Annotated in this window: 15 protein-coding genes and 1 pseudogene (1 of these 16 cut by a window edge); 2 read left to right on the top strand and 14 right to left on the bottom strand. The window is 42.3% G+C overall.

Going from position 1 to position 11379, the window contains the following annotated elements; genetic code table 11:
• Positions 1–283: 283 nt before the first annotated feature.
• Genes trmB through ACWPVL_RS06050 form a run of 4 tightly spaced genes read right to left on the bottom strand, consistent with a single transcriptional unit; the run spans position 284 to position 3538 of the window.
• Entirely contained in the window at positions 284–922 is a 639-nt protein-coding gene (gene trmB / locus ACWPVL_RS06065; RefSeq protein WP_005591080.1) for a tRNA (guanosine(46)-N7)-methyltransferase TrmB, read from the bottom strand.
• A complete protein-coding gene (gene ccrZ / locus ACWPVL_RS06060; protein ID WP_454387574.1) occupies positions 919–1713 on the bottom strand; it encodes a cell cycle regulator CcrZ in 795 nt (264 codons plus the stop codon). Before ccrZ ends, trmB begins: the two co-directional genes overlap by 4 nt.
• A 50-nt stretch (positions 1714–1763) precedes the next feature.
• Complete coding sequence (locus ACWPVL_RS06055) at positions 1764–2810, bottom strand: ABC transporter permease (RefSeq protein ID WP_454387572.1); 1047 nt, start codon at positions 2808–2810, stop codon at positions 1764–1766.
• Complete coding sequence (locus tag ACWPVL_RS06050; protein ID WP_454387570.1) at positions 2807–3538, bottom strand: ABC transporter ATP-binding protein; 732 nt, start codon at positions 3536–3538, stop codon at positions 2807–2809. The genes ACWPVL_RS06055 and ACWPVL_RS06050 overlap by 4 nt, the downstream gene beginning before the upstream one ends.
• Before the next feature lie 75 nt (positions 3539–3613).
• Between ACWPVL_RS06050 and ACWPVL_RS06045 the strand changes: the two genes are divergently transcribed.
• Together ACWPVL_RS06045 and ACWPVL_RS06040 are read left to right on the top strand one after the other, a co-directional pair.
• Entirely contained in the window at positions 3614–4024 is a 411-nt protein-coding gene (locus tag ACWPVL_RS06045; RefSeq protein WP_454387568.1) for an HIT family protein, read from the top strand.
• Between the two features lie 9 nt (positions 4025–4033).
• The gene (locus ACWPVL_RS06040; protein WP_454387566.1) at positions 4034–4309 is read left to right on the top strand and encodes a hypothetical protein; all 276 of its coding nucleotides are present in this window, start codon (positions 4034–4036) and stop codon (positions 4307–4309) included.
• Between the two features lie 37 nt (positions 4310–4346).
• Here the strand turns inward: ACWPVL_RS06040 and ACWPVL_RS06035 are convergent.
• The 10 genes and pseudogenes from ACWPVL_RS06035 to ACWPVL_RS05990 all read right to left on the bottom strand — a co-directional run.
• Positions 4347–4619 (bottom strand): annotated as a pseudogene (locus tag ACWPVL_RS06035) (IS3 family transposase); the annotation flags it as partial.
• 78 nt (positions 4620–4697) lie between these two features.
• A complete protein-coding gene (locus ACWPVL_RS06030; RefSeq protein ID WP_313963164.1) occupies positions 4698–4862 on the bottom strand; it encodes a hypothetical protein in 165 nt (54 codons plus the stop codon).
• Between the two features lie 347 nt (positions 4863–5209).
• On the bottom strand, positions 5210–5524 hold the full coding sequence (trxA, locus tag ACWPVL_RS06025) for a thioredoxin (RefSeq protein ID WP_454387563.1): 315 nt from the start codon (positions 5522–5524) through the stop codon (positions 5210–5212).
• A 93-nt stretch (positions 5525–5617) separates the two neighbouring features.
• Positions 5618–7951, bottom strand: a complete 2334-nt coding sequence (locus ACWPVL_RS06020) for an endonuclease MutS2 (protein ID WP_454387687.1) — start codon at positions 7949–7951, stop codon at positions 5618–5620.
• 69 nt (positions 7952–8020) lie between these two features.
• Positions 8021–8572 carry a CvpA family protein gene (locus ACWPVL_RS06015; protein ID WP_454387561.1) on the bottom strand — a complete coding sequence of 184 codons (552 nt, stop codon included), beginning with the start codon at positions 8570–8572 and terminating at the stop codon, positions 8021–8023.
• The gene (gene zapA / locus ACWPVL_RS06010) at positions 8572–8874 is read right to left on the bottom strand and encodes a cell division protein ZapA (protein ID WP_125372347.1); all 303 of its coding nucleotides are present in this window, start codon (positions 8872–8874) and stop codon (positions 8572–8574) included. The genes ACWPVL_RS06015 and zapA overlap by 1 nt, the downstream gene beginning before the upstream one ends.
• 75 nt (positions 8875–8949) lie before the next feature.
• Complete coding sequence (locus tag ACWPVL_RS06005; RefSeq protein ID WP_454387559.1) at positions 8950–9360, bottom strand: GNAT family N-acetyltransferase; 411 nt, start codon at positions 9358–9360, stop codon at positions 8950–8952.
• Positions 9361–9572: 212 nt separating this feature from the next.
• Positions 9573–10358, bottom strand: a complete 786-nt coding sequence (locus ACWPVL_RS06000) for an ABC transporter permease (protein WP_454387557.1) — start codon at positions 10356–10358, stop codon at positions 9573–9575.
• Position 10359: 1 nt separating this feature from the next.
• Complete coding sequence (locus ACWPVL_RS05995) at positions 10360–11178, bottom strand: ABC transporter permease (protein ID WP_454387555.1); 819 nt, start codon at positions 11176–11178, stop codon at positions 10360–10362.
• A gap of 1 nt (position 11179) precedes the next feature.
• On the bottom strand, positions 11180–11379 hold the 3' portion of the coding sequence (locus tag ACWPVL_RS05990; RefSeq protein ID WP_454387553.1) for an ABC transporter ATP-binding protein. It continues 793 nt past the right edge of the window; 200 of the gene's 993 nt are visible here — the last part of the coding sequence; its start codon lies beyond the right edge, outside the window; its stop codon occupies positions 11180–11182.

The raw sequence follows: 11379 nt of genomic DNA, 5'->3' as shown, positions 1-11379 counted from the left end.
GTTTAGACATTAAACCATACCAATAATTATACCGTTTTTTTCCTATTATATCAAGGATTTTGCTGTCTAATTTTTTTCTGTAACAAAAGTGTAATAACATATTGCAGGGATGATAAAAGGCTTTAACCACGCCGTTTCAAGAGGATGAGAACAACAAAAAATGATCTTGATAATTTGATGATCAAAACAAAATAAAAGAGCCCCTGCAGGGCTCTATCCAACAAAAGTCAGTCATAAAATCCGACATTTGAGATAGAAAATCTATTTAGGTCTCTCTTTATTTTTATTGAAATTCTGCTTCGACTCGGTAAATAACCTGACCCTTGCTAGAGAATTTTTGTTCATATTCAGTTAGGACATTGCCTTCAAAGTCACTGGCATGAAGATCCAGCCAAACACCTTTGAGAACCATGCCATACTGCGAAAAGCTGACCAGGCTGTATTCGAACAAGCCACGATTGTCCGTCTTAAAGTGGATTTCACCTTTTTCTGGCAAAATTTGCTTGAAAGTATCCAAGAAGGACTTATAGGTCAAGCGACGTTTTTCATGCCGTTTCTTAGGCCATGGATCAGAGAAATTCAAGTAAAGTCGGTCAATTTCTCCGTCTGCAAAATAGTTGGTCAATTCCGAACCATCCACCCAAAGTAGCTTGATATTGGGTACACCAACTTCCAAAACCTTATCCAAGGCGTAACTGAGGACAGACTTCTGAATGTCAATCCCGATGTAATTGATGTCTGGATTAGCCTTGGCCATCCCTGTGATGAAAGCTCCTTTACCGCTTCCAACTTCAACATGGATCGGATGGTCGTTTCCAAAAATTTCTCGCCACTTTCCCTTGGCATCAACTGGATTTAGAACTACATAGTGGGGGTTAGCCTCTAATAACTCTGTTGCTCCCTTACGATTTCTTACTCTCATCTTATCTTTCCATACTTAGAACGGAAGTTGCGTAGGGCGTAAATCTCCCGGTTCACATTTTCTAAATCATTGTTTTCGTAATATTTAGCAATCTGCATCAGATAAGAGTATTGACCAAACCAATACAGTTTTTTGATAACCTTGTCATTGTACTTATAACCGTAGTAGGTCAACCACTCCTGCCAATTGGTATCTGGGATATAGTGACTCAATATATGAGCAACATCTAACATTCTATCCGTCAAGCGAACCGAATCCCAATCCACCAAATAAATCAAGCCACTGTCCGTCTGGAACCAGTTGCTATGGCGCACATCCCCGTGGACAATCGTCGCGTAGTCCTCACGAAAAGCAGGCACCGTTTGCCGCAAATCACGGATAATAGACTGCAGATACTGATTGTTCCTCAAAACGACCGGCGCTTGATTGAGCCAGCTATTGATTAGATCGATCGGCGTTTCCAAAATATAACCCAATTTAGCCAACTGAGTCATCAGAGGCCGCGACCGATGCAAACGCGTTAAAATATTGATTACTTGCTTTTTCGACATGTCATTTGGCGTTAAAATGACACCTGAAAGCCATTCTTGGCCACTCATAACATTGCCATCCGGCAAGCGTCGGCTCCACAGAAGTTGCGGAGCAATTTGTTCTCTGGCTAAGCCTGCCAGAATCGGGGTCGTATTCATCTTGACGAAAACTCGCCCCCCGTCTGGATAAGTTCCCATATAGGCCTTTCCGCTCTTACCAGCTATTGGTGTCAGGGCTAGCTCGTTATCAACCAAGACCATGATTCCCCTCCTTAAAAAGTTTCCTTACTATTTTACTAATTTTCATTCTTTTAGTCAACCAATCTTTTCAGCTTATATGGCAAATAGACAAGATACAAGAAGGTCGTCACCCCAAGCAATGCTAGCACAGCTATTTTATCTTGAAAACAAAGCGCTGCTACTAGCGTCTCAAACAGTAAGACACTGTATCCAATCCCTGTAATAACCTGTCTTGCTCCCTTAATTTTAGACCTGCTATCCAGCGGGAAAAGCTGGGTTAGATACTGATAATCAAAGGCTTCATACAAGGCTAGCAACTGAAAGAGCAACAGATAGTTGAAGAGGACGACAAAACCTGCAGCAATCCAAGGCTGACTAACAAAAGCAATTGTCAGCAGGGCTAAAAACAGGAGACGCAAGGTCAGAGGGAATAGATCACCATTGCGAAGATAAGAGCGCAGAAACATATTTTGCCAAGCCTTGACATGGATCTTAGGCAAAAGCCTCGTCAGCCCGTCCAAGTAAGCTCTTCTTTTGACACTATTGGAAATGCCTTTTACATTTGTAAAGAGGGCGAAGAAACGAAGAACTTTCTGCTTGCGCCCTTCCTCAGCTGCAATTGCAAACTGCCAATCGAGGCGGTCAACCAAGAAAAAGCGACGCCCCTTGAGTTGAAAGACCAGCCATTTTAGCAAGAGCATAAAGAGACAGTACAGCCCAAAGCCCCAGATTGGTAAACCTAGAGCCAAAAACAGGGGCGCTAACAAAAGCAGCAACAAGGTTTGCAGCAGACCAAAGAGGATATAAGAACGCTGGATTTGTCCCTTGACAAACTCAATGACTACCTGCTCCTGCACCAGCAAGAAGAGCATGTCTGGCTTCTCTAGATAGGTTGCAATACTGCCAAAAGGAAGAATGAGCACGGAAAACAAGACTAATCCTACTACTATCGGCCAAGACTGACTAGGGAAATTCCGCAGCAATTGATTGTACTGAACCGCCAGAAATCCGAGAAAAATCAATAAAAACAGGACAAAGTGATCATTGAGAACATAGCGCAAATACTTCAGGCAGCGCTGACGGAAATCCTGCTTGCGCTTAGCAAATACTTCTTTCATACCGCCGCCTCTTCCGTCAAGGCAAGATAGATGTCATTGAGACTAGCTTCCGGCATCTGAAATTGTCCTCGCAACTCAGCCAGATTGCCCTTAGCGCGCACCTGCCCTTTATGCAAAATCACAAAGCTATCGCACATCTTCTCAGCTGAATCCAGAACGTGGGTACTCATGAGAATGGACTTGCCTTTTTTCTTTTTCTCATCCAAGAGCTGGATAAGGTCTGCAATAGCTACCGGATCTAGCCCCAAAAAGGGCTCATCCACGATAAAAAGACTAGGATCTACCACGAAAGAACAGATAATCATGACCTTCTGCTTCATCCCCTTAGAGAAATGCACTGGAAACCAGTCCAACTTATCCTTGAGTCGGAAGATAGTTAAGAGGCGCTCCACGCGCTCAAAAGCGACTTCCTGCTCTATATCGTAAGCCATGGCCACCGTTTCAATATGCTCACGCAGGGTCAGTTCCTCATAAAGACTCGGTGTCTCTGGGATAAAACCAATCTTCTTACGGTAGGCACTAGGATTTTCTCGCAGCTGCAAACCATCAATCCGAATTTCTCCCTTGTAAGGCGTCAATAAACCGATAATTTCATTGATGGTGGTGGATTTACCAGCACCATTGAGACCAATCAGCCCAACCAGCTGACCATCGCCCACTTCAAAGTTAATATCTTTCAAAACAGGAATGTTAATATAGCCTCCTGTAAGACCTTTGATTTCTAACATATTTTCTCCAAATTCTGGTATAATGTTCTTATATTTTAAATTATAACAAAAATCTAGCGAATAGAGGTATCATTTATGACTGATTGTATTTTTTGTAAGATTATCGCAGGGGAAATCCCGTCTTCTAAAGTTTATGAAGATGACCAGGTAGTAGCCTTTCTAGACATTTCTCAGGTCACTCCAGGCCATACTTTGGTCGTTCCCAAGCAGCATTTCAGAAATCTTTTGGAAATGGATGCAGGCAGTGCTAGTCAACTCTTCGCTCGCGTCCCAGACATCGCCCGCAAGGTCATGAAAGCAACAGGTGCCAAGGGCATGAACATCCTTAATAACAACGAAGAGATTGCCGGCCAGACCGTCTTCCATACCCATGTCCACCTAGCTCCTCGCTACGATGAGACAGACGGCTTACAAATCAGCTTTGAAGCCCACGAACCAGATTTTCCAGCCTTGGCTCAATTGGCTGAAAAAATTGCCCAAGCTTAAGGAGGAACTATGAAATTTTCAAATCTTATGCTGTTCACAGGTGCTGCCTGGACCAGCTACCGATTGGTCAAAAACCGGAAGACAATTAGCCAAGAAGTCGTCGAAACATCTGATATCCTAGATAAAATCCAAGATAATTTAGCTAACATCCAGCACAATCTTGCCATTATCCAAGAACAGCGAGACAATATCAAGGAAATGGCTCAGGACTTGACTTACAAATACAAGATTTTTGAGAAACAAGCCCAAGCTCAAATTTCACAAATACAGGATATCTGGCAATAGAAAACTTTCTCATAACAACAAAAGGTTAGACAATAATTTAAGTAAAGGACTTAGTTCTGCATTGCACAGGGCTGAGTCCTTTCAATTTGACTTTAACTCGTTTGTTATTGTGATAATCAATGTAGTTCACAATAGCTTGTTTCAATTGATTAAGTGACTGAAACGTCTTCTCATAACCATAAAATATCTCAGACTTAAGAATTCCCAAGAAGGACTCCTTCATACCGTTGTCAGGGCTATTTCCCTTGCGTGACATGGATGGCTGAATCCCCTCACTCTCCAAAAATTGATGATAAGAAGCGTGTTGATGTTATCAGACTTGGTCTCTGTAAAGATTGGTATTTCCCTAGTATTTCTCTGTAAATGCTTCCTCCAACATAGTTTTTACTTATTCCAAGTTCGGTGAGCGAGCAATTTCGACAATCTTTAGAAGAAAATCAAAAGAAAACTCAATTAGCAATCCTTGGATAATTTCCGTTTTTCTTCTCTCTTTTCCTCCTTCAATTGAAATTTTATAAACATTTTTAGAACAGCATCCTCCGTTCTTAGGCATTCATTTTCTGCTTGAAGAGCTTTTAGTTATGTCTCATTTCCTCTCAGATTTTCTTTGGTTTACGACCCATTATAACCGAGCTACAGGTATCTTCAACCAAGTCATATATATAGCCAAATCAATCCTTGATTCTACTTGTCAAAGGAAGTAATCTTTTGGGGCAATTCGTCTATTATATAAAAACTATATTAGAGACGATTATAGTCTTGTTTTTCTTTGTGAAACATGGAAAACACCTCGCAACTCTTCTTATATTTTTTATGTAACTTTACACAAAGAAAAGCTCTTAGAAACTGGTGTTCTAAGAACTTTGTCTTCAATCTAAATCGAAGCCTAAGGCTTCTTTCTTAACTTAATTCTGCCAAAATCGCCTGCAGTTGCTCCTTCGTATGAACACCAGCTACTTGCTTAACGACTTGACCGTCTTTCTTGAATAGAAGGGTCGGAATGGACATAATACCAAATTCACGGGCAGTATTTGGATTTTCATCCACATCCATTTTAAGGATTTTCAGTTCGTCTTCATGAACTTCCTCCGCCAACTGCTCCAAGATAGGCGCCTGCATGCGGCATGGGCCACACCAAGTTGCCCAAAAATCAATCAGAACCAGTCCGTCTTTTGTCTCTTCAGCGAATGTTGCATCTGTAACTGCTGCTACCATAAATCTTCTCCTTTGAATAGCTTACTTTTGATAATATTGTACACCAAACCCAGAGGAAAAGAAAATATTTGCTACGGAGTACCCGATGCTTCCCTACTTAAAGATTACAATCGTCGCGCCACTGCCGCCGGCATTTTGCGGTGCATAGCCGAAGGACTTGACCTGCTTGTTGCGGCGGAGGTATTTTGTCACCCCTTCACGGATGACACCCGTTCCGATACCGTGGATAATATCCACCTGAGCCATGTTATTGAGAAGGGCCTGATCGATAAAGGCATCGAGCTCCTCCATGGCCTCTTCATAGCGTTTGCCACGCAGATCCAATCTGGCTCTTGGACCTTTGGTATTGGTTCGCTTGACCACATTGACCTGCTTGCGCTTAGGTTGCTGCTCCTTTTCAGCCTTGAGTAAGTTGAACTCCTGCTCTTCTAGTGTCATCTTGATAAGACCGACCTGAGCTTCCCAGCGTCCGTCCTTGAGCTGCTTGACCAAGGTTCCCCGCTGACCATAGCTGGTCACCAGGATATCATCTCCCACCTTGGGCGCCCGATTTTTCTTGGCCTGCTTGAGCACCTTATTCTTTGATAAATCAACGGTTGCTGGCGCCAACTTTTTAAGCTGAGCCTTGGCTTCAATAATCTCATGCGGTTTAAGACTGGACTTAGCATGGAGATTTTTGAGAATGCTCTCACTCTCTGACAAGGCCATATCCACGATTTCCTGAGCTTCCAAGCGTGCCTTATTGAGCTCGGTTTCCTTTTCTCGGTTAAACTCATTGTAAAGTTTTTTGAGGGCTCGGTTAAATTTGAGATTTTCCTGCTCTACTTCGCGGATATTATCCAAGCGCTTGCGACTTTCCAGCGTCTGCTCCTCTAGTCGCTCAATGATCCGATTGACATCACTATCCGTATTTGTCTGCTCTTGGGCATGGCCAACGATAACTTCCGACAAGCCCAAACGCCGAGCAATTTCAAAGGCATTGGAGCGGCCAGGTACTCCCTGCATAAAGCGATAGGTCGGCCGCAAACTATCTGTATCAAATTCCATGCTGGCATTTTCCACCCAGTCCGTCTCAATCCCATAGGCTTTGAGCTCAGGATAGTGGGTCGTCGCCATGGTTTTAATCTGTCGTAGCCTCAAATCTTCCAAGATAGCAATGGCCAGAGCTGCTCCTTCTTGCGGGTCAGTTCCAGCTCCTAGCTCATCCAGCAGAACCAGACTCTCGCTATCAACCTGCTCTAAAATAGAGACGATATTAGTCATGTGACTGGAGAAAGTCGACAGGCTCTGCTCAATGGACTGCTCATCACCAATGTCTGCAAAAATCTGACTGAAAATCCCGACGCGACTGCCCTTATCCGCCAGAATCGGCAGACCTGACTGGGCCATGATCTGAGCCAGCCCCAAGGTCTTCAGCATGATGGTCTTACCACCCGTATTAGGCCCGGTAATGACAATCTCTGTCAAATCAGGCCCAAAATGCAGGTCATTAGCCACCGCATTTTCAATCAAGGGATGGCGGACACTGAGCAGTTGGATATCCTGCTCTTCCGACAGGTCTGGCACCACCGCTCCCGTCTCCTGCATGAAGCGGACCTTGGCACGCACCAGATCCAGATGCCCGATAATCCAAGCATTATTGGCAATTTCAGCCGCATGTGGCCGTATCATATCCGACATAGCCTGCAAAATCCTCTGAATTTCATAGCGCTCGTCCGCCCGACTGCTAGCAATCTCTTCATTGAGATTGACCACCGCCCGCGGCTCAATGTAAACCGTACTCCCGCTGGCTGAAATATCGTGAACGACACCCGCAATACGGTTACGGTAGGTATTTTTCACAGGTAGTACATTGCGGCCGTTCCGGCTGGCCACCACTTGGTCTGCCAACATATCACCCTTGGTTTTGAGAATTTCTTGCAGAATATCTCGAACCTGAACTTCATTTTCTTGGATTCTCCGGCGAATACGACTCAACTCTTCACTAGCAAAACTTTCGAGAAAGCCCCCATCATTGATAGCTTGCAGGCTTCCCTGAATACTAGGAAACTCTACTAGATTGTTAAAAAGACGATCCAAACGCTCCAATTGGACATTTTCCAAGTCCTCGTAGAAAGATACCAACTCATGTGTCACAGCCAAGACCCGCTTGAGAGCTAAAAACTCCTCGATATTCAAGTCGCTATCCAGCTCTAGGCGCTTGGTCAAGCCCCTAATATCCTGAATGGCTCCCAAACTAAAGTGCGGATGCTGCACAAAAATCTGCCGCATATCGGACATCTCCAAAAAAGCAGCAGCAATTGATTCTTTTTTGCTGTTTGGCTGGAGCTGCTTCAACTCCAACTCTCCCAGCTCAGTCAGCAGATAGGGAGAAAAAAGCTCCTTAATTTTATCAAATTCCAAAGTTTCTAAAATTTTATGATTCATCATGTTCATTCTATTTCTATATGATTTAAACTGAAAAAGAAACTCAGCTACAGGGCAACTGAGTCTTAATTATCCGATAATTTTTGTGACCCAAAGGTCATGTAAAATGGATGAAGTTACAGGCGTGTGATTGATAATAAACCGAATCAGAAAACTCGAATTTAAGCGTTCTTGGATAAAGGACATGGGCACAGTAGCTAAAATAGTCAGTCCCATCTCGATGACAAAGAGTGAGATGAAGACCGCAATAACCCCACTAACCATATTGAAAACTTTGGTATCCCACTTATTCGGATAGGGAATTAAATTTACAAAAATCCCAAAAAAGCGGCCTACTATATAAACAAGACTGAAAACAAGTAGGTAAGCCAGCCCCGCATAAAAAACCTTATCCAAATGGAAAAGTTGGGAATTTGCAAAGAAATAAGTCGAACTGCCTTTAACAGCGCTAGCATAGGGCACCCACAAGCTGATAGACTTAGCCAAGCCCTGATATAGAGCTCCAGCCACAAGCATGGATACAATCGTCATAGCAGCATAATAACCCTGCAGAACAATCCCACGCGAGTAGCCAATATAAAAGCTCCAAGCTAATATTAGTAAAATAATAATCGCAAACACTATCTTTCCCCTGTATTAGCTGACTTTTCTCTTAATTCGCTAAGCATTTTGTGACGAAGACTTTCCAATTCTTTTTCCTTATCATCAAACTCGATCTCGCGACTGAGCTGGGTAGATAAACTATTAATCGCCAACAAAATGGCCAAGACTTCATCATCTGCCGCAGGCATCTGCTCTTTAATGGCCTTATATTTTTCCTTGGCAACCCGCTCCACTTCTTCCATAAAAAGATTATCGTGTTCTGTTGTTAAAGTTAAGGTTTTGTTTCCAAATGTAAACTTATATCTATTCAAATTTGCCATAAAATCACCTCATGATATTATACCAAAAATCGCTACATTTGTCAGGTAGAAATCTGCTATCTATCCTTGGATAAATTATAACTCTTTCGTATAATAATATCGCTCACCTGTATAGGGATATTCTTTTAATCTAAACACTTCCTCATAGCCATGCTTTTTATAAAAATCTGGCGCTTGAAAATGAAAGGTATCCACAAATGAATACTTACACTTCCTGGCACGAGCTTCCTCTTCCGCCCTTTGCAAAATATCCGAGCCGAGTCCTTGCCTTCGTAAATCCTCATGCACATATAAATATTCAATTTCCAGCCAATAGCCAAACGTTTCGGCTACCAGACCTCCCATTAAATTTCCGTCCTCATCTTCGACAAAGATATTGAGAGGCTCACTTGCTGAAGCTTCCCGTTTAGAGCGATTATAAGCTCGGATTAAATTTCCAAGTTCTTGGACACGTTCAGATTCTTTATTTTCCAATCTCAATTTCATTAGGCTCTCCTTCTTACCAAATCTTAAATCTATTCTACCATTTTAGCAAGATAAGTAGCATTTATTCATTGCAAAAATAAAAATTTGAAAGATAGATACCTTAAAATATATTAGAAAAGACAAGGCAGAATACCTTGTCCTTATGCTGTATCTAATTGATCCCTTATTCATAGACTTTCTGAATGAATATCGCCCTTTATTTATACTCACTCTTACGATCCTGCACTTTCGTAGGCGTCCAAACCCCTATCCCAAAGTTTGAGGGAAATGAAAAAGAAAACAAGGGAGATCAAAATCAAACCACCAATGTTAAAGAGCCCATTCTTGTCCTGCAAGAAATAGCTAGCTGGATAGTAGGCCGTAAAGGCGAAAGGCACGATAAAACTGATCAACCAACGAAGAATGGAATTGTAAATGGAAATGGGATATTTAGCAAAATCATTGAACATATAGAAAATGTAAATCATAGCCCCTGACTGCTTGGTCCAAAAAGCGATACTGGCAGTCGCGATTTTCAGGGAAGTATAAATCAAGGTCGCAAAGGGAATACAGACTAGGAAAATCAGGAATTTGGGAAGAGTCCAAGCAATGCTAGACACCGTTGTCGCTAGTAAAATGCCACCAACCAAAAGTTCGCCCAAGGCATCAATTTGAAAGGTCTCAACGAGTATATGAAAGAGAGGGTTGATAGGACGAGTCAGATACTTGTCAAATTCCCCTTTTCGTACTAGTCGTTGACCTAAAGCCCAGAGATTGTCAAAGAAGAGATGGTCCAATCCCTTGGGAATCAGAGAAAAGCCATAGATAAAGGCAATCTCTTGAAAGGTCCAGCCTTCTAGCGAAGGAATATGTTGAAAGATGACATTGAGAAACAAGAGATTCAAGCCTTGGGTCAGGAAAACACCTAAAACACCAACCACAAAATCCACCTTGTATTCCATGATTTGCTTGATGTATTGTCTGATAAAAATCAGATGCATACGTTGATATTTTTTCATACTAACCTCCTTGAATGGTGATAAATGACTGGACTCTTTTCCAAATCAACTGAGACAAGCTCACCATCACTATGAGCCAGAAGAACTGTAGCAAAAGCGCTTGAAGAATCTGACTGGCATCGTATTTCCCAACAATGATCATAACTGGAGTATAAATCAAGGATGAAAAAGGCAAGAAGGACAGAATATCTGAAACAATCTTAGGGAAGAAAGCCAAGGGAATCAAACTCCCCGACATAAAGTCAATCAGAGAATTCTTGAGCAGATTAGAGCCCCATAGATTTTTAAAAACAAAGGCTGAAAACCCAAAGCAGATATTAAAGAAAAAATTGATCAGGTAGGCTAGCGTTAAGCTAAAAAGATAAATGACAGTTAGTCCCAGCACTTCTACAATCCCTTGCCCAGAAAGGATTTTCATCAAGACAATAACACTTAAAAATGGCAGTCCAACAGAGATAAAAATCAACCACTTGGATCCAAGTTCCGTAAAGAGGTAAGAAGCTGCAAAATGCACTGGTCGCAGCAAACGCATGATAATGGAACCATCCTTGACCTCCTCCCCAATCATAAAAGAAGAATCCGACCTAGTCAAAAGATTGGTCACAAAACTCATGATGATGTAGAGGGTGATATCCGCCATACTGAAACCCTGAATCAAAGACTCCTGCGAGGAATCAAAGACTGCCTTCCAGAGATAAAACGCAACAAAGGCCCCCATGACATCGCCAATCCGATAAAGAATAAAGTTGACTCGATAGGTAATCAACTCCTGAACCCCTGCATTGATAAAGGGTTTATAACGTCTCCACAATTTGACCATCTTAGAGCTCCTTTCGGTAGAAGCGACGGATAATATCCTCGATATCCGTATCCAACATCTTCAAATCGCGAATTTCAAAATCAGACAGGGTTTGCTTGATAATATCGGCCGACTGGTAGCGGGAACTATCGAATTCAATATTGAGGCTGTTTCCTTGTCTATCAATGGTCATATCCGAAAAGCCTTCATAGTGAGAAGCGA

Source organism: Streptococcus sp. Marseille-Q8145, assembly GCF_965112035.1.
Note: the sequence above shows the minus strand (reverse complement) of the source record. Positions and strands in the feature narration are given on the sequence as shown.

Coding starts and splice junctions, on each gene's coding strand:
- trmB (WP_005591080.1), bottom strand. CDS start 922: ATGAGAGTAAGAAATCGTAAGGGAGCAACAGAGTTATTAGAGGCTAAC.
- ccrZ (WP_454387574.1), bottom strand. CDS start 1,713: ATGGTCTTGGTTGATAACGAGCTAGCCCTGACACCAATAGCTGGTAAG.
- ACWPVL_RS06055 (WP_454387572.1), bottom strand. CDS start 2,810: ATGAAAGAAGTATTTGCTAAGCGCAAGCAGGATTTCCGTCAGCGCTGC.
- ACWPVL_RS06050 (WP_454387570.1), bottom strand. CDS start 3,538: ATGTTAGAAATCAAAGGTCTTACAGGAGGCTATATTAACATTCCTGTT.
- ACWPVL_RS06045 (WP_454387568.1), top strand. CDS start 3,614: ATGACTGATTGTATTTTTTGTAAGATTATCGCAGGGGAAATCCCGTCT.
- ACWPVL_RS06040 (WP_454387566.1), top strand. CDS start 4,034: ATGAAATTTTCAAATCTTATGCTGTTCACAGGTGCTGCCTGGACCAGC.
- ACWPVL_RS06030 (WP_313963164.1), bottom strand. CDS start 4,862: ATGCCTAAGAACGGAGGATGCTGTTCTAAAAATGTTTATAAAATTTCA.
- trxA (WP_454387563.1), bottom strand. CDS start 5,524: ATGGTAGCAGCAGTTACAGATGCAACATTCGCTGAAGAGACAAAAGAC.
- ACWPVL_RS06020 (WP_454387687.1), bottom strand. CDS start 7,951: ATGAATCATAAAATTTTAGAAACTTTGGAATTTGATAAAATTAAGGAG.
- zapA (WP_125372347.1), bottom strand. CDS start 8,874: ATGGCAAATTTGAATAGATATAAGTTTACATTTGGAAACAAAACCTTA.
- ACWPVL_RS06005 (WP_454387559.1), bottom strand. CDS start 9,360: ATGAAATTGAGATTGGAAAATAAAGAATCTGAACGTGTCCAAGAACTT.
- ACWPVL_RS06000 (WP_454387557.1), bottom strand. CDS start 10,358: ATGAAAAAATATCAACGTATGCATCTGATTTTTATCAGACAATACATC.
- ACWPVL_RS05995 (WP_454387555.1), bottom strand. CDS start 11,178: ATGGTCAAATTGTGGAGACGTTATAAACCCTTTATCAATGCAGGGGTT.